Source organism: Kribbella sp. NPDC048915 (genome assembly GCF_040649595.1).
Taxonomy (GTDB): Bacteria; Actinomycetota; Actinomycetes; order Propionibacteriales; family Kribbellaceae; genus Kribbella.
Window position 1 is genome coordinate 197,185 of sequence record NZ_JBEZFT010000001.1, and the last position, 24,655, is coordinate 221,839.

At 69.1% G+C, this 24,655-nt stretch carries 24 protein-coding genes; 14 read left to right on the forward strand and 10 right to left on the reverse strand.

Features of this window, described 5'->3' with window-relative positions; genetic code table 11:
• The 5 genes from AB0B82_RS00855 to AB0B82_RS00875 are packed head-to-tail and all read left to right on the forward strand — an operon-like array spanning nucleotide 1 to nucleotide 4,644.
• Nucleotides 1–1,284: an extracellular solute-binding protein gene (locus tag AB0B82_RS00855; protein WP_360160994.1), complete on the forward strand. Its 1,284-nt coding sequence runs from the start codon at nucleotides 1–3 to the stop codon at nucleotides 1,282–1,284.
• A complete protein-coding gene (locus AB0B82_RS00860) occupies nucleotides 1,281–2,219 on the forward strand; it encodes a sugar ABC transporter permease (RefSeq protein ID WP_360160996.1) in 939 nt (312 codons plus the stop codon). Before AB0B82_RS00855 ends, AB0B82_RS00860 begins: the two co-directional genes overlap by 4 nt.
• The gene (locus AB0B82_RS00865) at nucleotides 2,216–3,085 is read left to right on the forward strand and encodes a carbohydrate ABC transporter permease (protein WP_360160998.1); all 870 of its coding nucleotides are present in this window, start codon (nucleotides 2,216–2,218) and stop codon (nucleotides 3,083–3,085) included. The genes AB0B82_RS00860 and AB0B82_RS00865 overlap by 4 nt, the downstream gene beginning before the upstream one ends.
• Before the next feature lie 28 nt (nucleotides 3,086–3,113).
• Complete coding sequence (locus AB0B82_RS00870) at nucleotides 3,114–3,860, forward strand: PIG-L family deacetylase (protein ID WP_360161000.1); 747 nt, start codon at nucleotides 3,114–3,116, stop codon at nucleotides 3,858–3,860.
• 37 nt (nucleotides 3,861–3,897) lie between these two features.
• On the forward strand, nucleotides 3,898–4,644 hold the full coding sequence (locus tag AB0B82_RS00875) for a ChbG/HpnK family deacetylase (RefSeq protein ID WP_360161002.1): 747 nt from the start codon (nucleotides 3,898–3,900) through the stop codon (nucleotides 4,642–4,644).
• A 140-nt stretch (nucleotides 4,645–4,784) separates the two neighbouring features.
• On the opposite strand, the gene AB0B82_RS00880 is transcribed toward AB0B82_RS00875, so the two are convergent.
• Nucleotides 4,785–5,579: an AraC family transcriptional regulator gene (locus AB0B82_RS00880; protein WP_360161004.1), complete on the reverse strand. Its 795-nt coding sequence runs from the start codon at nucleotides 5,577–5,579 to the stop codon at nucleotides 4,785–4,787.
• A 29-nt stretch (nucleotides 5,580–5,608) separates the two neighbouring features.
• On the opposite strand from AB0B82_RS00880, the gene AB0B82_RS00885 reads away from it, so the two are divergent.
• Nucleotides 5,609–6,379: a phytanoyl-CoA dioxygenase family protein gene (locus tag AB0B82_RS00885; RefSeq protein WP_360161006.1), complete on the forward strand. Its 771-nt coding sequence runs from the start codon at nucleotides 5,609–5,611 to the stop codon at nucleotides 6,377–6,379.
• Nucleotides 6,380–6,543: 164 nt separating this feature from the next.
• Here AB0B82_RS00885 and AB0B82_RS00890 read toward each other — a convergent pair whose 3' ends face one another.
• From AB0B82_RS00890 to mce, 5 genes are all read right to left on the reverse strand, one after another.
• On the reverse strand, nucleotides 6,544–7,998 hold the full coding sequence (locus AB0B82_RS00890; protein WP_360161008.1) for an AI-2E family transporter: 1,455 nt from the start codon (nucleotides 7,996–7,998) through the stop codon (nucleotides 6,544–6,546).
• Complete coding sequence (locus AB0B82_RS00895) at nucleotides 7,995–9,755, reverse strand: transposase (protein ID WP_360161010.1); 1,761 nt, start codon at nucleotides 9,753–9,755, stop codon at nucleotides 7,995–7,997. Before AB0B82_RS00895 ends, AB0B82_RS00890 begins: the two co-directional genes overlap by 4 nt.
• Before the next feature lie 228 nt (nucleotides 9,756–9,983).
• A complete protein-coding gene (gene ccrA, locus AB0B82_RS00900; RefSeq protein ID WP_360161012.1) occupies nucleotides 9,984–11,315 on the reverse strand; it encodes a crotonyl-CoA carboxylase/reductase in 1,332 nt (443 codons plus the stop codon).
• Between the two features lie 159 nt (nucleotides 11,316–11,474).
• Nucleotides 11,475–12,374 (reverse strand): sensor histidine kinase, encoded by a 900-nt coding sequence (locus AB0B82_RS00905; RefSeq protein WP_360161014.1) that lies wholly within the window; start codon nucleotides 12,372–12,374, stop codon nucleotides 11,475–11,477.
• A 52-nt stretch (nucleotides 12,375–12,426) separates the two neighbouring features.
• Nucleotides 12,427–12,858 (reverse strand): methylmalonyl-CoA epimerase, encoded by a 432-nt coding sequence (gene mce, locus AB0B82_RS00910; RefSeq protein ID WP_360161016.1) that lies wholly within the window; start codon nucleotides 12,856–12,858, stop codon nucleotides 12,427–12,429.
• 126 nt (nucleotides 12,859–12,984) lie between these two features.
• Here mce and AB0B82_RS00915 point away from each other — a divergent pair, with 126 nt between their 5' ends.
• From AB0B82_RS00915 to AB0B82_RS00930, 4 genes are all read left to right on the forward strand, one after another.
• Nucleotides 12,985–14,187 carry an acetyl-CoA C-acetyltransferase gene (locus tag AB0B82_RS00915; protein ID WP_360161018.1) on the forward strand — a complete coding sequence of 401 codons (1,203 nt, stop codon included), beginning with the start codon at nucleotides 12,985–12,987 and terminating at the stop codon, nucleotides 14,185–14,187.
• Nucleotides 14,187–15,143 carry a methylmalonyl Co-A mutase-associated GTPase MeaB gene (gene meaB / locus AB0B82_RS00920; protein WP_360161020.1) on the forward strand — a complete coding sequence of 319 codons (957 nt, stop codon included), beginning with the start codon at nucleotides 14,187–14,189 and terminating at the stop codon, nucleotides 15,141–15,143. The genes AB0B82_RS00915 and meaB overlap by 1 nt, the downstream gene beginning before the upstream one ends.
• A gap of 300 nt (nucleotides 15,144–15,443) precedes the next feature.
• Nucleotides 15,444–15,602: a hypothetical protein gene (locus AB0B82_RS00925; RefSeq protein WP_165546737.1), complete on the forward strand. Its 159-nt coding sequence runs from the start codon at nucleotides 15,444–15,446 to the stop codon at nucleotides 15,600–15,602.
• Between the two features lie 88 nt (nucleotides 15,603–15,690).
• The gene (locus tag AB0B82_RS00930) at nucleotides 15,691–16,416 is read left to right on the forward strand and encodes a PH domain-containing protein (protein WP_360161023.1); all 726 of its coding nucleotides are present in this window, start codon (nucleotides 15,691–15,693) and stop codon (nucleotides 16,414–16,416) included.
• 16 nt (nucleotides 16,417–16,432) lie between these two features.
• Here AB0B82_RS00930 and AB0B82_RS00935 read toward each other — a convergent pair whose 3' ends face one another.
• The 4 genes from AB0B82_RS00935 to AB0B82_RS00950 all read right to left on the reverse strand — a co-directional run bounded on the left by AB0B82_RS00935 (nucleotide 16,433) and on the right by AB0B82_RS00950 (nucleotide 19,405).
• Nucleotides 16,433–17,644 (reverse strand): sigma-70 family RNA polymerase sigma factor, encoded by a 1,212-nt coding sequence (locus AB0B82_RS00935; protein WP_360161025.1) that lies wholly within the window; start codon nucleotides 17,642–17,644, stop codon nucleotides 16,433–16,435.
• Nucleotides 17,645–17,780: 136 nt separating this feature from the next.
• Nucleotides 17,781–18,128, reverse strand: coding sequence for a YciI family protein (locus AB0B82_RS00940; RefSeq protein ID WP_360161027.1), 348 nt, complete (start codon nucleotides 18,126–18,128; stop codon nucleotides 17,781–17,783).
• 75 nt (nucleotides 18,129–18,203) lie between these two features.
• Nucleotides 18,204–18,926: a maleylpyruvate isomerase family mycothiol-dependent enzyme gene (locus AB0B82_RS00945; protein ID WP_360161029.1), complete on the reverse strand. Its 723-nt coding sequence runs from the start codon at nucleotides 18,924–18,926 to the stop codon at nucleotides 18,204–18,206.
• A gap of 32 nt (nucleotides 18,927–18,958) precedes the next feature.
• Nucleotides 18,959–19,405, reverse strand: coding sequence for a DUF4231 domain-containing protein (locus AB0B82_RS00950; protein ID WP_360161031.1), 447 nt, complete (start codon nucleotides 19,403–19,405; stop codon nucleotides 18,959–18,961).
• Nucleotides 19,406–19,437: 32 nt separating this feature from the next.
• Here AB0B82_RS00950 and AB0B82_RS00955 point away from each other — a divergent pair, with 32 nt between their 5' ends.
• The 4 genes from AB0B82_RS00955 (at nucleotide 19,438) to AB0B82_RS00970 (ending at nucleotide 24,608) form a co-directional block, all read left to right on the forward strand.
• Nucleotides 19,438–19,941 carry a MarR family transcriptional regulator gene (locus AB0B82_RS00955; protein WP_360161033.1) on the forward strand — a complete coding sequence of 168 codons (504 nt, stop codon included), beginning with the start codon at nucleotides 19,438–19,440 and terminating at the stop codon, nucleotides 19,939–19,941.
• A gap of 140 nt (nucleotides 19,942–20,081) precedes the next feature.
• Nucleotides 20,082–21,755 carry a methylmalonyl-CoA mutase family protein gene (locus tag AB0B82_RS00960; protein ID WP_360161035.1) on the forward strand — a complete coding sequence of 558 codons (1,674 nt, stop codon included), beginning with the start codon at nucleotides 20,082–20,084 and terminating at the stop codon, nucleotides 21,753–21,755.
• Nucleotides 21,676–23,466 carry an NAD-binding protein gene (locus AB0B82_RS00965; protein ID WP_360161037.1) on the forward strand — a complete coding sequence of 597 codons (1,791 nt, stop codon included), beginning with the start codon at nucleotides 21,676–21,678 and terminating at the stop codon, nucleotides 23,464–23,466. The genes AB0B82_RS00960 and AB0B82_RS00965 overlap by 80 nt, the downstream gene beginning before the upstream one ends.
• A 341-nt stretch (nucleotides 23,467–23,807) precedes the next feature.
• Nucleotides 23,808–24,608, forward strand: a complete 801-nt coding sequence (locus AB0B82_RS00970; protein WP_360161039.1) for a tetratricopeptide repeat protein — start codon at nucleotides 23,808–23,810, stop codon at nucleotides 24,606–24,608.
• Nucleotides 24,609–24,655: the final 47 nt, after the last annotated feature.

Sequence of the window (24,655 nt, forward strand, 5' to 3'; positions counted from 1 at the left end):
ATGAGGATCTCGAGGGGAGTGCGGCTCGCGGTCGCACTCGGCATGCTCGCGACGGCCGCGGCCTGTGGCGGCGGCAGCGGTTCGGGCGGCAGCGACGACAAGGTCGAACTGACGCTGCTGAGCCACTACAGCGACGGGCCGTCGAAAGAGGGCTTGGACAAGATGATCCAGCAGTGGAACAAGGAGAATCCGAAGATCCAGGTCAAGGCGCAGGTGGTCAAATTCGACGACCTGCTGACCACGATGACGGTCCGCCAGACCGGCGGCCGCGGTGCCGACATCGTCAGCGCGTACGGCCTGTGGGGCGGCCAGCTGATGAAGGCCAACGTGGTCGCGAAGGTGCCCGACGATGTCGCGGCCAAGATCAAGGCGGAGTACAGCCCGGCCGCGCTCGGCGCGGTCACCACCGGTGACTCCCTGCTCGGCTACCCGACCGAGCTGAACACGTACGTGCTGTTCTACAACAAGAAGATCCTCGCCGCCGCGGGCATCACCAAGCCGCCGACGAGTTGGGCCGAGCTCGCGGACGCGGCCAAGAAGACGGTGAAGCGTGATGCCAAGGGCAACATCCAGGTCGAGGGCCTGAGCCTGATCCAGGACGGCGACAACAAGTCCGTGCATCCGTTCCTGTCGCTGCTGGACTCTGCCGACGGAAAGTTCCTGGGCGAGGACGGCACCGCGCAGTTCGACCAGGAGCAGGGCAAGGCGGCGCTGAAGTTCGAGTCCGACTTGGCCGCGGCGAAGGCGACGAACCCGTCGATCTCGCCGATCAAGCAGTTCCGCAGCGGCGGTGTCGCGATGGCGATCCAAGCCGGCTGGTGGATCGGCAGCCTGAAGACCCAGATGAAGGACAAGTACGCCTCCGAGGTCGGTGTGGCCGCCATTCCCGGGCCGACGCCGGGCAGCAAGGGCTCGCTCGCCTACGGGTTCTTCATGGGCGTGAACGAGCGCAGCAAGCACCCGGACGAGGCCTGGAAGTTCCTCAGCTGGATGAACGAGCACAAGACCGCCGACGGCAAGGTCACGGAGGTCGGCCAGTGGATGGCCGGTCAGGGCCTGATCCCGCCGCGCACCGCCGACCTGGCCGAGTACCAGAAGTCGCTGTCCGACCCGAACCTGGCGCCGATCTACGAGGCGGCGACGTACGCGATGCCGGAGCCGAACCAGCCGGGTGCGTACGAGGCGAAGACCGCTCTGCACAACGCGATCATGGGCGTACTTGCTGATGGCAAGAACTCCGACGACGCACTGGCGCAGGCGGCGAAGGCGGTCAAGCCGCAATGACCACCGCGGTCGGCCGGGTCGGCGCCGTGGTGGCGCCGGCCCGGGACACCGGCAAGCTGCACCGCGAGGGACGGGCGGCCTACCTGTTCCTCGCACCGGCGCTGCTGTTCTTCTGCGTGTTCCTGATCCTGCCGTTCATCTTCTCGATCGTGCTCGCGTTCTCCGACTGGGGCGGCTTCGATCTCGGCACGCTGCAGTGGGCCGGTACGGCGAACTTCACCGACGTACTGAACTTCGACGGCACGTTCGTGAAACCGATTCTGGTGAACACGCTGCTGTTCGCCTTCGGCGCGGTCTTCCTGGCCACGTTCGGGTCCGTGCTTGTTGCCTATTGCATCGACCGGCTCGCATTCCAGGGCTTCTGGCGGATCCTGTACTTCCTGCCCGTGGTCGCCACGGTCGTGGCCATCGGCAACGTCTGGAAGATGATGTACCAGCCGGCCGGGTTGATCAACGGCGTGCTGAACAAGCTCGGCGTGAACAGCATCGGCTTCTTGTCCGACGCGTCGTACGCGCTGCCGTCGGTCACCGTCGTTCAGGCGTGGGCCTCGATCGGCGGCGCCGTGTTGATCCTGACCGCCGGACTGAAGGCGATCCCGGACACGTACTACGAGGCGGCCGCGGTGGACGGCGCGAACTCGTGGCACATGTTCTGGTCAATCACGCTGCCGCTGCTGCGGCCGGCACTGCTGTTCGTGCTGATCACGCAGTTCATCGGCGGTCTGCAGTCGTTCGCGCTGATCATCGTGATGACCGGCGACGGCGGCCCGGTGAACGCGACCAACGTCGCGGCCTTCGAGATGTACCAGCAGGCCTTCAAGTACGGCGCCTGGGGGACGGCGAGCGCGATGGCGATGGTGCTGTTCGTGATCATCCTGGCGATCACGCTGCTGCAGCTGTGGATCGCGCGGCGGCGCGGAGAGGAGACCTCGTGAAACGACGCTTCCCGTGGTTCGCGTACCTGGTCGTGGTCCTCGGCGCCGTGGCGATGGTGATGCCGTTCCTGGACATGGTGATGAGCTCGTTCAAGGGCGCGGGCGAGTACGGCGTGATCCCGTACAAGTTCCTGCCCGAGTCGTTCAACCTCGACAACTACCGGGAGGCGTTCTCGCAGCTGGAGCTGCCGCGGCTGTTCCGCAACAGCGTGATCGTCACGGTCAGCGTGACCGCGTCCGTGCTCGTCACGTCGGCGTTGGCCGGGTACGCGCTGGCGAAGCTGCGGTTCCGCGGTCGGGCGGTGATCTTCCGGTTCATCCTCGCCACGATGATGCTGCCGCCGTTCCTGCTGCTGATCCCGACCTTTCTGATCATGCTCAACTGGCCGCTGGCCGGCGGCAACGACATCCTCGGCCGCGGCGGCGACGGCGGGCTGACGACCAGCCTGCTCGCGCTGATCCTGCCGTTCACGGTGTCCGGGTTCGGGATCTTTCTGATGCGCCAGTTCATGGTGTCGCTGCCCGACGAGATGCTCGAGGCGGCCAAGATCGACGGCGCCAACCAGTGGCAGATCTGGCGGCTGATCGTGTTGCCGCAGACCAAGCCGGTCGCGATCACCCTCGGGCTGATCACGTTCATCGGCACCTGGAACGAGTACATCTGGACGCTGCTGATCTCGTCGTCCGACCCGTCGCTGCAGACGCTTCCGGTCGGCATCCAGTTGCTGCAGAGCTTCCTCGATCCGGATCGCACGATGCCGATCGTGATGGCCGGGCTGGTGATCAGCACGCTGCCCGTGCTGGTGGTGTTCCTGCTGCTGCAGAAGTACTACGTGCGCGGCGTCGTACTCAGCGGCCTGAAGTGATGACCTGCCTCGAGTTGAAGGAGAAGTTGTGACCAAGTCAGTGCTCGCCATCGGGGCGCACATCGGCGACATGGACCTGACCGCCGGACCGACGCTGGCCAAGCTCGTCCTCGAGGGCGCGTCGGCGACGATCGTCGCGCTGACGCCGGGGGAGCGCGGCCACCCGCGGATGACGGCGGCCGACTACAAGAAGCAGAAGATCGCCGAGGGGGAGTCGTTCGCCGAGGCGATCGGCGCCGACTTCGTGGTCTTCGACCACAGCGACGGCTTCCTGCCGAACACCGACGACGTCGCGCTGAAGCTCGCCCAGCTGATCCGGGACAAGCAGCCCGACACGATCATCACGCACTGGAAACACTCCATCCACAGCGATCACGAGCACGCCGCCGCCCTGTCCGAGCGGGCCCGGTTCCTGGCCGGTCTGCCGATCGACCCCGACGACGACTTCCCGGCCGTGACGGCGTACCCGGAACTGGCCGCGAAGCTCGCCGCGCTGCCGCGGCACGGCGTGCGCTCGTTCCTGCACGCCGAGAACTGGGAGGACATGGAGGGCTTCACGCCGTCCCTGTACGTCCCGATCCCGGACGAGGCGTTCCACCGCTGGGTCTCCGCGATCCGGCACCAGGCGTTCGCGCGCGGCGAGACGTACGGCTTCCGGTACATCGACTACTACACCGCGCTGATGACGATGCGCGGCTGCTTGGCGTCGTACCCACGGGCTTGTGCTTTCCATGCCAGTCAGACGCCGGAGGTCAGTAAGCTCGCTGGGCCGTAGTCGTCTCGTCTGATCGGAGCTGGGTGTGGTGGCTGGAGTGCAGTTGGTCGTGCAGTCGGACGACTTCGGGATGTGTCATGCGGTGAACACCGGGACCGTGGAGGCGTTCCGGTCGGGCATCGTGACGCAGGTGTCGACGATGGCGGCGTGCCCGTGGTTCACCGAGGCGGCGGCGCTGGCGCGGGAGTACTCGATCCCGGTCGGCGTGCACCAGACGCTGACCTGCGAGTGGGATTTCCTGCGGTGGCGGCCGTTGACGGACGGTACGTCGTTGGTGGGGGCGGACGGCACGTTCCGCCGTACGGTGGCCGAGGCGGCGGCCGGTGTTTCGCCTGCGGACGCCGTACGGGAGTTGTCGGCGCAGGCCGCGCGCTTCGCCGCCGAGGGGCTGTCGGTCGAGTATCTCGACTACCACATGGGTTCGTCGGTGCCGTCGGCGTACGACGAGGTGTCGACGGCGCTCGGGAAGCCGTTCATCTACGGGTCGTTCGCCGCACGCTTCGCGTCGATCGAGATCCTGAGTGACCGGGATGCGGCGGACAAGAAGCCGTGGGTCCTCGAGTACTTGGACAAGCTCGCGCCCGGCGTCCACCTCCTCGTCACCCATTGCGCCGCGGCCGACCCCGAGCTGGGTGCGCTGCACCGGCCTGGCTCCGACACCTACCGCTGGGCCGAGGAGTACCGCCTCTCCGACCAGGCGGTCGTCACCGACCCCGACATCCACCAGGCGATCAAGGACCACGCCATCGAACTCACCACCGTCGCCAAAGCCTTCACCCCCTAGCCCGACCCCGGCCCCGACCCCGCGGCCGGCGTCGTCGAGTCGTGGAAAGTGGTCGTCTGGCGCGACCACAATCCACGACTCGACGGAACCCTCGGGGAGCCATTCGCCACGACTCGGTGCAGCCGCGGCGTTGGGGTGCCTCAGGAACGGACTCCCGGCGTACGCAGCGCGCCGGGCGGCGAACCGGTGGCGGCCTTGACGTGGCGAGTGAGGTGGCTGACCGAGTGGTACCCGGTGAGTTCGGCGATGGACTGCAGGGTGAGGGTCGAGTTGCGGATGTGAGCGAGGGCATGACGGAGGCGGACCGCCTGCAGCGCCGCTTGCGGACTGGTGTTGCGGACCTGGGTGAACGCCGCTCGCAGTCCTGACGGCGAGATGCCGAGATCCGCGGCGACCCGGGTGATGCGGAGGCCGGTGGCGAAGCGTTCCTCGAAGAGTTGCTCCGCCTGCGCGACGAGTTGCTCCGCCGGACTCGCCGGAGTGGTCGCGGCGGCCCGACGCAGCCGAAGGTCCAGCTCGGCGAGCAGGATCGCGCGCAGCTCCTCGCTCTCGGTCTCGCGCACCAGTGCGTCGAACACCCGGCGCAGCGTCTGATCCGGGTCGTCGTACACCAACCGCGGCCATGGCTGCTTCGGCGGGGCGGCGACCTGAAGGAAGCGGTTCGCGTACCCGGTCCGGCTCAGCTCGGCGTGCCAGGTGTTCGGCGGCGTCAGCAGTACGGTCCCGGGCGTGGCGTCGTACGTCGCATCGCCGATCGGGCAGGTGATGCGCCCGCGAACGTAGTACACGAGCTCCCACGACGTGTGGGCGTGCGACGGGTAGTCCTTGCCGGGCGCGGCGGTGTGGACGCCGGCGCCGAGGAGTCGTGGCGATCTGTGCACAAGCCTTGTCGCCTTCTGCATTGTTTCGCGGGTGGGTGCGTTCGATGCTGTCATCGATTCGTGCATCTTGTGAAGGAGCAGCTATGGACATGGCAACCGCGCTGCGCGACCTCGGCGTGACCGACGACGTACTCACGCCGGACGAGAAGGACCGACTCGACCGCGACGGATTCCTGCCGCTGGAGGGGATCCTGTCGACCGAAGAAGTGGCCGCGATCAACAAACGCCTCGCCGAACTGACCGCTGCCGAAGGTGATCGGGCCGGCCTCGAGGTCCATCAGGAGAAGGGCACCGATCGGCTCGCGGACCTGGTGAACAAGGACCCGCTGTTCGAGGTCTGCTTCAGCCATCCGCGCGTGCTGGCGGCGATGCGGCACGTGCTCGGGGAGTTCAAGCTGTCGTCACTGAACAGCCGCGCGGCCCTCCCGGGTGAGGGACATCAAGGCCTGCACGCCGACTTCGACCGTCCGGTCGCGCCGGGGGAGTACCAGGTCTGCAACTCGATCTGGCTGCTCGACGACTTCACCCCCGAGAACGGCGCCACCCGCGTCGTCCCCGGCTCGCACCGCCGCGGCACCATGCCGGCCGACGAGATGCCCGACCCTGCCGCCCCACACCCCGAGCAGACCCAACTCACCGGCCGCGCCGGCACCGTCGTCATCTTCAACAGCCACCTCTGGCACGGCGGCACCAGGAACGAGACCGACGAACCCCGCCGGGCCCTGCACTCCTACTTCGCCCGCCGCCACCTACCCCAGCAACTCGACCAACAGACCTACCTCCGCGTCGACACCTACAACCGCCTGACCCCCGCCCAGCACTTCGTCCTCGACGTCACCGGCGGCCGCCCTTGACCTACGAGCCGTGCTCTCAGGTCACGGCGCAATTGGCCTGACACCAGTCAGGTATCGCGAAATGTTCGCACGGCGAGACCGCCGTACGAACATTTGATCCGATGGCGTGAACCAGGAAGACAGCGCCTGGATGATGTGGCGCAACGCGCTCGAGCTTGTGAGGGTTACGAGGCGTCGGCTTTGCGGACCCAGACTTCTCGGATGATGAGGAGGATGGCGGCGGCGGAGGGGATGGCGAGGAGGGCGCCGACGACGCCGAGCAGCGCGCCGCCGAGGAGGGCGGCGATGACCGTGACGGCGCCGGGGATGTCGACGGCGCGGCGCATGATCCGCGGCGCGACGACGTAGTTCTCGACCTGCTGGTAGATGACGCCGTAGATCAGGCAGGCGATGCCGATCCAGAGGCCGGCGGTGAAGCCGATCAGGGACACCACGACGACGCCGATCAGACCACCGACCATGGGGATGAACGCGGTGAACATCACCACGATCGCCAGCGCCACCGAGTACTCGTGCAGGCCCACGATCTGCAGGAAGACGAACATGCACACGCCCGCGCACAGCGCCACCAGGAACTGTCCGCTGACGTAGCCGCCGACCCGGCTGAGCACCTCGTCGCCGAGGATCGCGACGCGGGTACGGCGAGAGCTCGGGACCAGGCTGTACGCCGCGCGCTTCACCGACGGCAGCGAGGCGAGGAAGTACAGCGTGAGGATCAGGATCGTGAACGTGTTGAACAGCGCGTTCGCGACCACCTTGCCGACGCCGAGGATGCCGCCGAACGCGCGTTGCGCGAGCGCCGGGTCCTGGACGTAGTCGGTTGCCTTCTTGACGAAGTCGTACCGGTTGTCGAGTTCGTCGAACGTCTCGGACTTCTTCAGCAGCTGGAACCAGTCGGGTGCGTTCTTGATCAGGTTGTTGATCTGTTCGGTGACGACCGGGACGATCGCGAACCCGACCCCGGCGACCGCGACCAGCATCAGCAGGAACACCAGCCCGACGGCCAGCCCACGCCGCAACCCGCGGCGCATGAACCACTCGACCAGCGGGTTCAGGCCGACGGCGATGAACATCGACACCAGCAGCAGGATGAGGACCGAGCGGGCCTGACCGAGCGCGTTCCACAGACCCCAGGCGACCAGTACGCCGAGCGCCGCGAAGAAGCCGAACGTGAACGGGTTGCCCCGGCGCAGCGGCGGACCCGGCGTCCCCATGCCGACCGACGGGTGCCGTTCCTCGATCAGCAACTCGTCGGCGAAGTTGGTGTCCGCGTCCTTGCCCCGCCCTCCCCGCCTCGCCCACTGATCCGCGCCCGCACCAGCCTCGTCCGCGACCGCACCAGCCTCGTCCGCGGCTGCCTCGGCCTGGTCGGCCGAGCTTTCAGCTTCCTCGGCGGAGCCGTCAGCCTGGTCGGCAGCGGCGTCGGCTTCGGCGGCGTTCGTGTCGGCCTGGTCCGCGGAGGCTTCGGCGTTGTCGGCTGAGGTTTCGGCCTGGTCGGCGGCGGCCTCCGCGGTGCGTGCGGACTCGGCAGCCCGGTCGGCTGCGGTGTTCGCTCGGCGGGTGGCCTGCTCGAGGTCCTCGTCGTTCGCTGTGGAGGTGTCGTCGCCGGAAGGCGTCACATCTTGTCCTTCGGGGATCGTGCGCCCGAGGCGGCCGCATCGGTCTTGTCAGCCGCGGTCGACGTACCCCGGGAGGACGTACCCCCGGAGGTCTTCGCCGGGGCGGACGGCCGCGCCTGCACCCGAGTGTCCTCGGTCGCGAGGTCATTCAGCCGGAACTCGTCGACCTTGGTCGCCTCCGCCGGCTCCTCGTCGTCCGCGGCTCGGGCGTCCGATGCGGTGTCCGACGTGGTGTCCGACGTGGTGTCCGACGTGGTGTCCGAAGTGGCGGGGGAGGAGAAGGCAGGACCGCCGGCCGTCCGGCTGGTCTTGTCGGCGAGGCCGTCGGTGTCCTCCGGCGCGACGCGCAGGTCGGTGTCGATCCGGGTCTCGTCGACCCGCGCATCCCCGGCGCCCGCACCGACGAACGGGCTGGCGCCGGTGAACGGAACTTCCTCGTCCTCCTCGTCGTACGCCGACTCGCTACCACCGGCCGGAACCGGAGTAGCACCCGCGAACGGGTTGTCCGCGATCGCCGACGCATTCGCATCCCGAGCGACCGCATCCGCCGAAGTGTCCACCGGAGCTTCCACCGAAGCATCCGCCGCGTCCGCCGTGGACTGCGGAGCGAACGGGCTCTGCGGTTCCGCGGTGAACGGGTTGTTCGCGGGGCGCCCGGCGTCAGCCGGGCGGGCGAAAGGGCTGACGTACGGCGTCGGCGTGGCGGTCTCGTTGTCGAGCTCGGCCGCCTGCCGCGCAATGTTGCTGGCGATCTCGTTCAGGCCGGCGATCTGGGTCAGGATGCCGTCGCGGCGCTTGGCGAGCCGCTCGGTCTCGCGGGCGACGACGGTCCGGGCGCGCTCGGCCTCGTCGGCGGCGTTCGCCAGCTCAGCCTCGGCGCGGGTCCGGGCGGTGGTGAGCAGCTGCTCGGCCTCGCGGCGGGCGCGGGACAGGGTCCGCTCGGCCGACTCCTCGGCCTCGGCGCGGATCTTGCGGGCCTGCTCGGTCGCCTCGGCCACCCGGCGCTCGGACGCCTCGGCGGCCTCCTTCATCTGAGTGGTCAGGTTCTCGGTGTCGGCGGCGATCTGCGCGTGCTTGTCCGCGAGCTCCTTCGCCTGCTGCTCGCGCTCGTCGGCGAGCCGGGCGCGCAGCGCGGCCGACTCCCGCTGGATTGCCGTCCGGATCTTCTCCGCCTCGTGCAGCGCGCCGTTCTTCAGCGTGCTGGCCTGGGACTCGGCCGTCAGGATCAGCTGCTCGGCCTTGCGCTGCGCCGCCTGCAGCACCTCGGCCGCCTCGGTCTCCGCGGTCCGGCGGATCTCGGCCGCGTCGCCCTCGGCGGTCCGGCGCATGCTGTCGGCCTCGTTGAGCGCGACGGTGCGGATGTCCTCGGCCTCACGGTCGCCGGTCGCCCGCGCGGCGGCCGCCTCCTTGGCCGCGTTCGCGCGCAGTTCCTCGGCCTCGCGCTTGGCCTCTTCGAGCGCCTCGGACGCCTGGTCCTGGGCGAGCCGGAGGATCTGGGCGGCGCGGTCGCCGAGCCCGGCGTACGACGGGTTCGCCGCGGCGTCGAGCTGGCGGCGGGTCTCCTCGAGTTGCTGCTGCAACGGCGCGACGCTCTGCTGGAGCGAATCGGCGCGGTTGCGGGCCTCGACGAGTTGCATCTCCAGCGCGCGGACGTAGTCGTCCACGGCCTGCTTGTCGTACCCTCGGCGGCTGACCGGGAAGCCTCCGGCAGCGGTCGCAGTGCGGTCGAAGAACGGCAAGCTCGACTCGTCAGGCATTGTCCCCGGGTGTCCCTTCTGGCGGCTTACTGTGAATCCCCCACGATAAGCCTGTCAGAACCCTGTTCAAACGCCCAAACGAACGGCCGGTAGCCCCGTCTGGAACTGCCTGGGCCGGGTGAGAGCGGACCTGCACCACTCACCAACCCAGCCGGCCCGCCTCCCGTGCCGCCTCGCGCCGCGTGAGCGGGCACCGGAACGCGAGGTTGGTGAGTGGTGCAGGTCCGCTCAGCGGTTGCGGAAGCGGTTGATGGCGGCGAGGTGCCGCTCGCGCAGCTCCGGGTCGCGGACGCCAAGGCCCTCCGCCGGCGCCAGGGTCAGGACACCGACCTTGCCCTGGTGCAGGTTGCGGTGCACGTCGTAGGCAGCCTGCGGGGTGTCCTCGAGCGGGTAGACCTTGCTGACCGTCGGGTGCACCATGCCGCGCGCGATCAGCCGGTTCGCCTCCCAGGCCTCGCGGTAGTTGGCGAAGTGCGAGCCGATGATCCGTTTCAGGTTCATCCACAGGTACCGGTTGTCGTACTCGTGCAGGAAGCCCGACGTCGACGCGCAGGTCACGATCGTCCCGCCGCGCCGGGCGACGTACACCGAGGCGCCGAACGTCTCCCGCCCCGGGTGCTCGAACACGATGTCGGGGTCGTCGCCGCCGGTCAGCTCCCGGATCCGGGCGCCGAACCGCTTCCACTCCTTCGGGTCCTGGGTGTGCTCGTCCTTCCAGAACCGGTACCCCTCGGCCGATCGATCGATGATCAGCGAGGCGCCCATCGCCCGGCAGATCTCCGCTTTCTCCGGTGACGACACCACGCAGACCGGGATCGCGCCGCCGTTCAGCGCGAACTGGGTCGCGTACGACCCGAGACCGCCGGACGCGCCCCAGATCAGCACCACGTCGCCCTGTTTCATGTTGGCCCCGTTGGCCGACACCAGCTGGCGGTACGCCGTACTGTTCACCAGCCCGGGCGACGCGGCCTCCTCCCAGGTGAGGTGGGCCGGCTTCGGCATCAGCTGGTTCGACTTCACCAGCGCGAGCTCGGCCAGACCGCCGAAGTTCGTCTCGAAGCCCCAGATCCGTTGCTCGGAGTCGAGCATCGTGTCGTTGTGCCCGTCCGGCGACTCCAACTCGACCGACAGGCAGTGCGCGACCACCTCGTCGCCCGGCTTCCACGCGTTCACGCCGGGGCCGGTGCGCAGTACGACGCCCGCGAGGTCGGAGCCGACCACGTGGTACGGCAGATCGTGGCGGGCGGTCAGCGGCGACAACTTCCCGTACCGCTTCAGGAACGTGAACGTCGACACCGGCTCGAAGATCGACGTCCACACGGTGTTGTAGTTGATCGCGCTGGCCATCACCGCGACCAGTGCCTCACCCGGACCGAGCTCCGGAGTCGGGACGTCGTCGAGGTGCAGGCTCTTGCGCGGGTCCTTCTCCTTCGTGTCCAGACCCTCGAACATGGTCGCCTCGTCGGCGTGCACGGTGATGCCCCGGTAGTGGTCCGGTACGTCGAGTTCACCGACGGCGGCACTCTCGCCGGCGAGGATCGCATCGAGGATCTGCTTCACGAAAGTACCTCCTGCAGCGGCGGTCTGTGTGAGCGGAACTTACCGTCGAGTATGCACGGGTAGCTGTGCCCTGTGACACAGTCGGCGACGGTTGAGACGACCGTCACTTTTCCAGTCCACCGTTGTCAGTGGTCTTATCCCGATCCGAGGTCCGGTCGGCTACCTCAAACGGGTGTGCAACCGCACCTGGGTGAAGTCGTCACCCGACCGCAGCTGCACCAGATCGCACAGCTGGTTCGCGAGCCAGACGCCCCGTCCGCCGAGCCCGTCCAGCGGCGGCAGCACCCGCCCGACGAGCAGGTCGTCGATGCGACCGCGGTCCCGGACATCACAGATCAGCGTGCCGTCGGCGATCCAGACCGCGAGCCGTCCGCGGCCGCCGCCGAACCGGATGCTGTTCGTGCAGACCTCGTGCAACGCCAGCGACAGGTCTTCGAGCCGGTCCCGCGACACCCCATGGGCCGCGGCGTGTCCGGCCAGCCATTGCCGGATCTGTCCGAGCTCCTCCGGCCCGAATTCCCACCGCTCGGCCCGGTCCGGTACGTCGTCCAGCGCGGTCCGGAACGTCTTGTCCGCAAGCGCTTCCGCCCCGAAGTGCGTCACCGTCGGGTCGATACCGACGGACGCCTCGTACGCGCACCACAACCGGAACGTCTTGTCCCGCGCGAAGGCGATGTCGAGCAGTTCCTCGTGCAGTTGGACCTCGTCGAGCGCCGCTGCGCTCCAGCCCGGGTACGCCGGTTCGCCGAGGCCGCGGACCGGACCGGGACTCTCCTCGAGGGCTGCGCGCCAGAACGGGATCAGCCGCGCCGGGTTGCCCCCGGCAACAGTCATGTCGTGGAACCGGACGTCGTCACGCACCGGGCCCAACGCGTCCCGCAGTACCGCGATCCGCTCCGGTGGCAGCGCGGCCACGATGGTTTCCCCCGCCTCCAGACCCGCTCGCACGTAGGCGACCGCGCGGTGCACGAAGTCCTCGTCCGAGGTGTGGACGAAGGCCTTGTGCTCGAACCCGGCCGGCGCACCGTGCAGGGAGTCCGTGGCGCTGTCCCTCAGCACCCGAACAGAGTAGCGGCCCGACCCGGTCGCCCACCCCACTTTTCGCGTGCCGTCACGCCGGGTGGGAAGCCGGTGGCTCCACGAGTTCGACCAGGACGCCGCCGGCGGACTTGGGGTGGACGAAGTTGACCCGCGAGCCCGCGGTGCCGCGCTTCGGCTCGTCGTAGAGCAGCCGGGCGCCGCGGTCGCGGAGGACGGCGGAGACCGCGTCGAGGTCATGGACGCGGTAGGCGAGCTGCTGGATGCCCGGCCCGCGCTGGTCGAGGAACTTGGCGATCGGCGAGGCGTCCGACAACGGCGCCAGCAACTGGATCGAGGAACCCGAGTCGCCGACCGAGAGCATTGCTTCCCGGACGCCCTGCTCCTCATTGATCTCCTCGTGCGCCACGGTCATGCCGAACACGTCGGCGTAGTACCGGACGGCCTCGTCGAAGTCGGGTACCGCGATGCCGACGTGGTCGATCGCGTCGAACAACTGATCCATCAGCCCAGCGTGGCGTACGGCGGTCCGCGCGGGCCATCGAAAGTGGCCCAGCCGACACCTGTCGTGTGACCCGTCTGACGCTTGCGAGCAGCGGCGTACCAGTGCTGTCGCAGGTATCGTGACGACATGTCTGACACGCGGAACCACAGCGTCATCGTCGCCGGTGCACGGACCCCGATCGGGCGGTTGCTGGGTGGCCTCAAGGGCTTCACCGGCGCCGACCTCGGCGGGTTCGCGATCAAGGGCGCACTGGAGAAGGCCGGCATCGCGCCGGACCAGGTCGAGTACGTGATCATGGGCCAGGTACTGCAGGCCGGCGGCGGTCAGATCACCGCCCGCCAGGCCGCGGTCAAAGGCGGGATCGGCATGGACGTACCGGCCATCACGATCAACAAGGTCTGTCTGTCCGGACTCAACGCGATCGCACTCGCCGATCAGCTGATCCGCGCCGGTGAGTACGACGTCGTCGTGGCCGGCGGGATGGAGTCCATGACCAACGCGCCGCACCTGCTGCCCAAGTCCCGCGAGGGCTTCAAGTACGGCGACACCACCCTCGTCGACTCGATGGCCTACGACGGGTTGTGGGACGCGTTCACCGACCAGGCGATGGGCGCGCTGACCGACCAGCAGAACAACGCCGTCGAGAAGCTGACCCGCGAGGAGCAGGACGCGTTCAGCGCCCGTTCGCACCAGCGCGCCGCCGAGGCCTGGAAGAACGGTGTCTTCGCCGACGAGGTGGTCCCGGTCGAGGTGCCGCAGCGCAAGGGCGACCCGATCGTGGTCGACAGCGACGAAGGTGTCCGCGGTGACACCTCGGTCGAGGTGCTGGCCAAGCTGCGCCCGGCGTTCGGCAAGGACGGCACGATCACCGCCGGTTCGGCGTCGCAGATCTCCGACGGCGGCTGCGCGGTCGTCGTGATGAGCAAGGCGAAGGCCGAGGAGCTCGGGCTCAGCTGGATCGCCGAGATCGGCGCGCACGGCTCGGTCGCCGGCCCGGACTCGACGCTGCAGAGCCAGCCGGCCAACGCGATCGTCAAGGCCTGCCAGAAGGAAGGTGTCACGCCGGCCGACCTCGACCTGATCGAGATCAACGAGGCGTTCGCCGCGGTCGGCATCGCATCCGCCCGCGAGCTCGGCGTCAGCGAGGACAAGGTGAACGTGAACGGCGGCGCGATCGCGCTCGGCCACCCGATCGGGATGTCCGGCGCGCGACTGGTGCTGCACCTGGCGCTCGAGCTCGGTCGTCGCGGTGGCGGCGTCGGTGCCGCGGCGCTGTGCGGCGGCGGCGGTCAGGGTGACGCCCTGATCGTGCGGGTACCGAAGAGCTGATGTCACGACGTACGGCGCCTGTCGGAGAACTGGTCGAGCGGGCCCGGGACGGTGATTCCCGGGCCGTCGCCCGACTCATCTCGCTGGTGGAGGACGAGTCCCCGCTGCTGCGGGAGGTGATGACGGCACTGGCGCCGCACGCCGGCCACGCGCACATCGTCGGGATCACTGGGTCGCCCGGCGTCGGCAAGTCGACCTCGACGTCGGCCCTGGTGACGGCGTACCGCGAGACCGGGAAGCGGGTCGGCGTCCTCGCGGTGGACCCGTCGTCCCCGTTCTCCGGCGGTGCGCTGCTCGGCGACCGGGTCCGGATGCAGGACCATGCGACCGATCGCGGTGTGTTCATCCGCTCGATGGCGTCCCGCGGGCACCTCGGCGGCCTGTCCTGGTCGACGCCGCAGGCGTTGCGGGTGCTGGACGCGGCCGGGTTCGACGTCGTCCTGGTCGAGACCGTCGGGGTCGGGCAGTCCGAGGTCGAGATCGCCGGGATGGCCGACACCACGCTGGTGCTGCTGGCGCCCGGGATGGGCGACGGGATCCAGGCGGCCAAGGCCGGAATCCTCGAGGTCGGCGACATCTACGTGGTGAACAAGGCCGACCGGGACGGCGTCCAGTCGGTCACCCGGGACCTGCGGGCGATGCTGGCGCTGGCCGAGCGGCCCGAGGGTGCGTGGGTGCCGCCGATCCTGAAGACGGTGGCGTCGCGGAACGAGGGCGTCGCCGAGGTGGTGCAGGCGATCGAGGACCGGCTGGAGTGGATGCGCGGGAACGGCGTCCTCACCGAGCGCCGGCGCAGCCGCGCCCGCGACGAGATCGAGTCGATCGCGACGACTTCCCTGCGGGCCCGCTTCGCGCACCTGCACGGCGACGCCCGGCTCGACGTCCTGGCCGCCAAGGTCGCGGACGGGGACACCGACCCGTACTCGGCGGCCGACGAACTAATCGCGGCGCTGTGATGATTGTCTCGCTGTGGAACAGTCGACCACGCAGTGTCACATTGTTTCTTTCGCATTCCGGCTGCTGAAAACCGATCCGATTTCGGGCAAATACGGCGCGTTGCGGCCGTTGTGCGGGGATCCTTGTCTCAGGGCGGCGCGCCGGTGGCTGCCGTGCCCCCGAATCCGTTACAGAATGGGACTTGTAGCTGGTGAGCATTGTGCGGTGGGCTGTGTTCAGTCAGTGACAATTGGTGACAGTCCGTGATACAAATCCAAGCACAGTCGACCGATGTGGGTTAGGAACCAAGGAGTGGCGACATGCCGAAGAAGCTGTTGATCTGGTCGCTCATCGCCTTTGCCGGCTTCTATCTGTTCACCCAACCGGCCAACGCAGCCGGAGCGGTCGGGGGCGCGTTCTCCGCCGTGGGTGACGCGTTCGGAAGCGTCATCACCTTCCTGACCGCGCTGTTCAGCTGATCTGCGGCTCGAGTGTCCCGTTCCGCGTCGTCGTGCGGGACACTTGGACGTACGGGGTCACACAACAGGGTGACAGGGGAGTGAGTGGATGGCCGGAATAGGCCTGTTCCGGATCTTCGACCCGAAGGTCCGGCGCCATCTGATCTCGGACGAGGGCGAGATCGTCATCGACGAGGTTCGGCAGCACTGGGTGGTGTACTCGGTGCCGATGCTCGAGGTCGCGCTGGCGGCCGCCCTGCTGGTGACGATGGCCACCACCACGATCGGTGGGCAGCCGGTGCTGCTGGCGGTCGTGCTGGTGCTGTTGGCGCATGCCTTTTGGCAGTTCCTCACCCACCACCGGGACCGGTTCGTGGTCACCAACATGCGCGTCATGCGGATCCGCGGCGTCTTCTCGCAGACCGTCGCGACCACCCCGATCGCGCGAGTTCTCGACATCACCCTGCAGAAGCCGATCATCGGGCGGATGCTCGGCTACGGCCACTTCGTCTTCGAGTCCGCGGCGCAGGACCAGGGCTTCCGCGAGATCAAGTGGGTCAGCCGCCCCGACGACCGTGACCTCACCATCCAGCGCGTCATCCAGCGCACCGGCCTGCGCGCCTCGGCGAGCGTCGACGTGCTGGCCGGCGACGAGGACTCCGACGACGACGGCACCGGCCCGGTCGGCATGGACTCGGCGCAGGAGGTTGCCGGTTCCTACGCGCCGGTGACGACGACCACCTCCAGCGAAGCCCGCCCGGCACCGCCGCCGCAGTCCTCCGGCGCCAAGTCGATCTTCAACAGCGAACGCGGCAACTGGACCGACGACGACTAGTGCCCTGAGCCGGACCCTAATGCTCTTCGTGTAGCCGTCTGAAGTGGTCGCGGCGGCGTTCTCGGTGCGCGCGTTCGGGGTGACTCGGCGGCGCGGTGTCCAGCGCGCGCTGCAGTTCGTCGGCTGCTTCGTCGTACCGTGCCTGGCGGGCGAGCAGTTCGCCGCGTACGGCGTGCCGTCGTGAACTGGGCGGGATGGCCTCGAGGAGGATGAGCGCTGCGTCGACGCGACCTGTCTCGGCGATCGCGACGACGCGAGCCAGCTCGGCCGCGGGGCTGGGGGCGACCTCTACCAGCAGGTCGTACAGGCGGACGATCTCCTGCCAGTCGGTGGCCGGGTAGCTCGGTACGCGGGCGTGCTCGGCTGCGATCGCCGCCTGCAATTGGTACGCGTCGGCTTTCCGGCCGGACTGTTCGAGGGATGTGTTCAGCAGGGCGATGCCGCGGGTGATCATCGCTTGGTCCCAGCGCGTGCGGTCCTGGAGGTCGAGTGTCACCACCGCGCCGCTCTCGTCGAGGCGGGCCGGTCGTCGTGCCTCGGTGAGCAACAGCAGGGCGAGGACGGCGGTCGGTGTCGGTTGCGTGGGAAGCAGTGTGTGCAGCAGTTCGGCGAGGCGGATCGCTTCGGCGCACAGGTCCACGTCGTACGCCGCGTCGCCCCCGGCCGGCGCGTGTCCCGCGGTGTAGAGGCTGTGGATCACCGCGCACACGGCGGGAAGGCGCTCGGGAAGCTCAGCCTCGGACGGGACGCGGTACGGGATGCGGGCCTTCGCGATCTTCTGCCGTGCCCGCACCAGCCGCTTGGTCGTCGCGACCTCGGTGGTGAGCAGAACGGCGGCGATCTGTTGCGGCGAAAGACCGCACAGCGTGCGGAGGGCGAGCGCCACGCGGGTCGGCTGTGACAGTGACGGATGACAGCAGGTGAAGATCAGCCGGAGCAGGTCGTCGTGGACGACCTCTTCGGTGTCGAGCTCGCGCCGGGTCAGGTCGAGCAGGGCGGCGCCGTCGCGTTCCTTCGGACCGCGGGCCGCTTCGCGACGCATGATGTCGATCGCCTTCCGTCGCGCCGTCACCGTCAGCCAGGCGCGCGGCTCGGGCGGTACGCCGGTCACCGGCCAGGCCTTGAGCGCCGCCAACGCGGCCTCCTGGACGGCGTCCTCGGCGAGCTGCACGTCGCCGACGGTCCGGATCAAGGTCGCCAGAATCCGGGCGCCCTCAACCCGAACCACCTCCGCCACCGCCCCGAACCGCCCGTCACGAACCCGTCCGTCTACCGCCCGGTGGGCGTCGACCGGATGGCTGTGCGTGGGTTCGGCCGGGCGATGCGGCGCCGGAGGTCTGGTCACTGTGGTGGGTCCCGGCCGGCTACTTGGCAGCGATCACCGGGCGGACTTCGACCGCGCCGTTCCACGCCGCGGGGATCTCGGCGGCGATCTTCACGGCCTCGTCGAGGTTGTCGGCCTCGATCAGGTAGTACCCGGTCAGCGCCTCCTTGGTCTCGGCGTACGGACCGTCGGTGGTGACGACCGGCCCGCCGCGCGCCCCCTCGACCCGGACGACTGTCGCCGTCGCGGTCGGATGCAGGACCGCACTCGCGCCGATCTGTCCGGCGTACTCGACGCCGAAGCGCCGGTACTCGGCCAGCTCATCGGCCTGCTCGGGCGCCCACCAGTCGACGTCCGCGGTGTAGGTCAGTGCGAGGTACTGCGCCATCGGAATCCTCCTTCGGATCGAGCGTTCTCGACAAAGGAACGAACGGCAACCCCTCCGGAGGACATCCGCAGCGGATCACTGCGCCGCCTCCGAGACCCGTCCGCGGAACGCACGCGCGACCGCCCGATCGCCGCCGATGTCGATCACGTCCTCGCCGACGCGACCCCACAGCCAGAGATACAGCTGCGCGGGCTCCGCGCTGATCGTCGCCGCCGCAGTGCCCGCAGCCCCTTGCCGTACGTCGACGCTCGTCGCGTCGGCCGACACGGTCCAGGAACGGTCCGCCGCGGTCAGGCGGACCGCCGCGTCCATCGGGTACTCGGTGTCGCCCTCCTCCCACCACGGGCCAGCCAGTGTCGGGTAGAGGATCTCGTCGATACCGTCGAGTGCGAGCGCGGGATCGATCGGGCTGACGACGTCGTGCGCCTGCTCGACATCGATCCGGTGGACGACGGTCTCGTGCGCCATCCGGCGATGCCAGAACGCCGAGGTGGAGTCGCGCGGGTCGAACGTCCACGTCGGCGTCGTCGTCCCGGCCGCGGCCAGCGCGTCGACGATCGCCGTGCGCGCCTCGTCGTACCACTCCAGGCTGACGAGGTCGGAGAAGTCCGGCGGCCAGGGGTCTGGTCGGGTGCCGCGCTTCAGCGCCTCGACCTTGTGCACGTACACCTGCGCGACGTGCCGCACCACGTCGTCCACCGTCCAGCCGGGGCAACTCGGCACGCTCGCGTCGAGCCCGGTCCGCGCCACCTCGCCGAGCCGCGCGCTCTCGGCCCGTACGTGCTCCAGGAAGTCCATGCCCGAACGCTGCCAGACCCCGCCGACAGTTTTCAGATGCTGCGGGCCTTGAGCGCGGCTTCCCAGTCCTCGGTCTCGCTGTGGCTGATCTCCACGACGCGCTCGGCGAGCAACTTCACCGGGTCGTCGGCGTCGGCGTACCTGGAAGCCTGCTGTGCGTACAGCCAGGCCTCGTTGCGCAGTTGCTGCGCGGTCCGCGTGTACGTCGGGTACGTGTCCTTGAAGCCGAACAACGTCCGGATCCCCTCGGCGAGTGCGATCACCCCGCCGAGCGCCGGCGCGAGCCACACGGGTGCCTTGATCGCGACCGAGATTGCGATCACGAGGGCGGCGAGCAGCTGTACGCTGCCGAGGGTGCGGTACCAGATGCGGGCGCGCCGGGCGTGCTCGGCGTACCAGCGGAAACGGATATAGATCAGCTGCTCGGCGGGCGTCTCGGACCCCAGCGACGGGAAGTCCTGATTTCTGTGTCGCGACATGGTCAGAACAGTGTGGCGTTAAGGTTCCGGGCATGGCCAGGAAGAGGGCGTTGCCGTTCGATCCGATCGACGAGGCGTCGCGGCAGTGGGGCCGTCGGTGGGGCGCCGTCGAGCAGATGCGGGCCGTCACGTCGCTGATGCGCGCACAGCAGATCGTGCTCAACGAACTCGACGAGATCCTCCGCAAGCACGGACTCACCTTCGCCCGCTTCGAGGCGCTGGTGCTGCTCACGTTCTCCCGGCGCGGATCGCTGCCGCTCGGCAAGATGGGCGAGCGCCTGCAGGTCCACCCGACCTCGGTGACCTCGATCGTCCGCCGACTGGAAGCGGCCGGCCTGGTGACCCGGACGCCGCATCCCGACGACGGCCGTGCCGTCCTGTGCGAGATCACCCCCGAGGGCCGCGAACTCGTCGAACGCGCCACCGCCGACCTGGTCGCCGCCGACTTCGCCCTCGGTGGCCTCACCGACGAGCAACTCAAGATGCTCTGGTCCGTGCTCGAACCGCTGCGCCACAACGCCGGCGACTTCGCCTGAACCTCCAGGTATGCAGAACCCCGGTGATCGGAGCGGGTAACCGATTGCCGGGGAACTTGTGCCTACCTGCAGGTCCGCCGCCTTGGAAAATAGTTGGACGTCCTAGTATTTTTGGACCAGTTCCTAGGGAGGTCTGACTGATGGATGCCGAGCAGATCGCGGCCGGACGGCGCCGGTGGCAGGAGCGGTACGACGCTGCGCGTAAGCGGGAGGCGGACTTCAGCACGCTCTCCGGAACCGAGGTTCAGCCGGTGTACGGGCCGCCCGAGGGCGCCGACGACCCGCGAATGGAGCGGATCGGCTGGCCGGGCGAGTTCCCGTTCACCCGCGGGCTCTACGCAACCGGCTACCGCGGCCGCACCTGGACGATCCGGCAGTTCGCGGGCTTCGGCAACGCCGAGCAGACCAACGAGCGGTACAAGATGATCCTGAACGGCGGTGGCGGCGGGCTGTCGGTGGCGTTCGACATGCCGACGCTGATGGGCCGCGATTCCGACGACCCGAAGTCCCTCGGCGAGGTCGGGCACTGCGGTGTCGCGATCGACTCGGCGGCCGACATGGACCGGCTGTTCAAGGACATCCCGCTGCAGGACGTGACCACGTCGATGACGATCTCCGGCCCCGCCGTGCCAGCTTTCTGCATGTACCTGGTCGCCGCCGAGCGCCAGGGCGCGGACATCTCGAAGCTGAACGGGACGCTGCAGACCGACATCTTCAAGGAGTACATCGCGCAGAAGGAGTGGCTGTTCCCGCCGGAGCCGCACCTGCGCCTGATCGGCGACCTGATGGAGTACTGCGCGAGCACGATCCCGGCGTACAAACCGCTCAGCGTCTCCGGGTACCACATCCGCGAGGCCGGCTCGACCGCCGCGCAGGAGCTCGCCTACACGCTCGCCGACGGTTTCGGGTACGTCGAGCTCGGGCTGTCGCGCGGCCTGGACGTCGACGTGTTCGCGCCCGGTCTGTCGTTCTTCTTCGACAGCCACCTGGACTTCTTCGAGGAGATCGCCAAGTTCCGCGCCGCCCGCCGGATCTGGGCGCGCTGGCTGCGAGACGTGTACGGCGCGAAGACCGAGAAGGCGCAGTGGCTGCGGTTCCACACCCAGACCGCGGGGGTCTCGCTGACCGCGCAGCAGCCGTACAACAACGTCGTACGGACCGCGGTCGAGGCGCTCGCCGCCGTACTCGGCGGGACGAACTCGCTGCACACGAACGCCCTCGACGAGACGCTCGCACTGCCGACGGAGGAGTCGGCCGAGATCGCGCTGCGCACCCAATCGGTGCTGATGGAGGAGGTCGGCGTCACGAACGTCGCCGACCCGCTCGGCGGTTCCTGGTACGTCGAGGCGCTCACCGATCAGCTCGAGGCGGAGGCCGAGGAGATCTTCGCGCGGATCAAGGAGATGAGCCCGGACGGCTCGATGACCGGCGGCATCCTGCGCGGGATCGAGGACGGCTGGTTCATGGCCGAGATCGCCGACGCCGCGTTCGAGTACCAGCAGAAGCTCGAGAAGGGTGAGAAGAAGATCGTCGGCGTGAACACGCTGACCGACACCGTGTCCGGCGAGCTGGAGATCCTCCGGGTCTCGCACGAGGTCGAGGTCGAGCAGTGCCGGGTGCTGGCGGAGCGCAAGGCGCACCGCGACGAGGACCGGGTACGGCGTACGCTATCGGCTCTGGTGGAGGCGGCCGGCGGGACCGGCAACCTCATCGAACCCATGCTGGAGGCGGTGCGTGCGGAGGCCACGATGGGGGAAATCTGTCACGTTCTTCGGGAACAGTGGGGAGAGTACCGAGAGCCCGCCCGCTTCTGACGAGCCGGCGCCGGACCGGCGGGAAGCCTCGCGAGCCGCGGCCGACGGACGCCCGGTCGTGGTCTGCGGCTCGGATCGCACCATGCTGCGGGTGGTCACCGAGCTGGTGAGCTCCGGCGAGCGGGTGACCGCGATCGTCAACCCGGCGTCCCGCCACTACGACCGGATCGGCGAGCTCGGCGCGACCGTGATGGGTGCGCGGGTGATCAGCGAGGGCCTGCTCCGCCGCGCCGGGATCGACGCCGAGCACGACGGGCTGCCGTCCACCGCGCGCGCCCTGGTCCTGCTGGACAACGACGACGTCCACAACGTCCATACCGCATTGACGGCGCGGGAGATGGATCGCGACCTGCGGATCGTCGTCCAGATGGTGAACCCGCGACTCGGCAACCAACTGCCCAGCCTGCTCGGCGACTGCGTGGTGATCAACGGGCCGTTGCTCGCGGCGCCCGCGTTCGTCTCGGACGCCCTCGAGGACGACGAACTCACCTGGATGGAACTCGGCGGCCGGCGCGTCGTCGTCGGACCCGCCGACCTGATCCGCGAACCGCATCTGACCGTCCTCGCGGACACCACGTCGTCCGAGACGCCGCAGCTGCTGCCGGACTCGAGCGCCGACCCGGAGGACGACATCGTGCTCGGCACCGGGGTCCGGCCGATCTGGCGCAGCCGCGACGTCCGTCCGGCGGGCTGGCTGGTGGCGATGCGCGACATCCTCGACAGCCGGGTCCGCAAGATCGCCGCCGTGATGGCGTTCCTGGTCGCGGCCGGTACCGGAATCATCCACTTCTTCGGCGGCATCGAATGGTGGCGGGCCATCTACCTCTCGGCCGGGGCGGTGACCTCGGCGGGAATCGAGGACGACGCGTTCTCCGAGGCTTCTCCTTGGGTCAAGGTCGCGGCGGTCGTGGTGCAACTGACGGGGATCGTGCTGATGGCGCTGCTCACCGCGGTCGTCGTCGACTCGCTGGTCGGCGCGCGGCTGTCGCGGATCATCGGCGGTGTGCGCGGGCGGCCGCACAATCATGTGGTGGTGTGCGGCCTCGGCACGGTCGGGGCGCGCGTGCTGGAGATCCTCACCGAGCGCGGTGTCGCGGCCGTCGGCGTCGACCACGACGAGGACGCGCCCGGCGTCCAGGTCGCGCACCGGCTGCGGATCCCGGTAGTGATCGGGGACAGCAGCAACGAAGAGACCTTGCGGTCGGCCGGCGTCCAGCGCTGCCAGTCGTTCCTCGCGATCACCGACGGCGACATCACCAACCTGGAGTCCGCGATGGTCGCCCGCGAGCTGAACCCGGACGCGCGCATCACCATGCGGCTGTTCGACCACGACCTCGCCCAGCGGGTCGAGCGTCAACTGCGCCTCGGGCACAGCCGGTCGGTGTCGATGCTGGTGGCCCCCGCCGTCGCGGCCGCGGTCGCGAACCGCCGCAAACAGGTCACGGTTCCGGTCGGTCGCCGCGTGCTGCTGCTCACCGAGGTGGTCATCGAGCCCGACTCGGTCGCGATCGGTCTGCGGCTCGGCGAGCTGGACGAGGAGGGCGGCCTGCGGGTCCTCGCCCGGCAGGACGCGGACGGTTCGTGGGACTGGAAGCCGGCACCGCTGCGGGTACTGCATCCAGGAGAGCGGATCGCGGTCGCGGGCACCCGGGCCGGGCTCGCCCGGCTGCTGATGGCGACCCGGGCGCAGCGTGATTCGGCGGCGTCGTAGAGGATGGACCTGTGAGACCGGGTGCTGCCCGCGGTCGTTACGCGGTCTCCCGGCGGTGCCCGGAAGGAATTCGAGGCCCGCTGGGCACGGTTGAACGTTTTGCACGGTTTGCGGTTTTTGCACGGTAAGCACGGAATGCGAGGACAGTGGTGAGCCAGTCCAACTTCTCCCGTCCCGGGGCGATCGATCTGTCGTCCCTGCGCAAGCCTGCCGGTGCTCCGGGGGCGCCGGGCGGTGCTCCCGGTGGCGTTCCTGGCGGTGCTCCTGGTGGCCCCGGTCGGCCTGCTGGCCCTGGTGGCGCTGCGGCCGGTGGTGCGGCCGCGGGGTCGTACGTGCTGAACGTGAGCGAGGCGACGTTCCAGGGCGACGTCATCGAGCGCTCCCTGCAGGTGCCGGTGGTGGTCGAGTTCTGGTCGCCGCGGTCGCAGGCGTCCGTCGGTCCGGTGCTCGCCGCGCTGTCGACGGAGTACGCCGGGAAGTTCCTGCTCGCCCGGATCGACATCGACGCGAACCCCCAGCTCGCGCAGGCGGTCGGCGTCCAGGCGGTGCCGCTGGTGATCGCCGTACTGCGCGGGCAGGTCGTGCCGCTGTTCCAGGGCGGGGTCGGTGAGCCCGAGGCGCGGCAGTACATCGACCAGCTGCTGACCGTCGCGGTCGCCAACGGCATCACCGGGCGCGCCGAGCCGGTCGGTCCGGCCGCGCCGGAGGGCCCCGCCGCCGAGGAGGACGCTCCGAACCCGCGGTACGAGAAGGCCGAGAACGCGATCGGCGCGGGCGATCTGGACGGCGCGATCGCGGCGTACGAGGAACTCCTCAAGGAGAACCCGAGCGACGCCGAGGCGAAGTCCGGGCTGGCCCGGGTACAACTGGTGAAGCGTACGCAGGACGTGCCGGCGGACGTCCGGACGCGCGCTGCCGAGAACCCGACCGACATCGAGGCGCAGATGCTGGTCGCCGACGTCGACCTGATGGGCGGTCACGTCGACGACGCGTTCGCCCGGCTCATCTCGACCGTCCAGGCGACGTCCGGCGACGACCGCAACGCCGTTCGGCTGCACCTGCTCGAGCTCTTCGACGTCGTCGGTGCCGACGACGAGCGGGTGATCAAGGCGCGGCGCCGCTTGATGGCTGCGCTGTTCTGATGACCCTGTTCTGATCATGCTGCTCTGACCGTGCTGCTCTGATCATG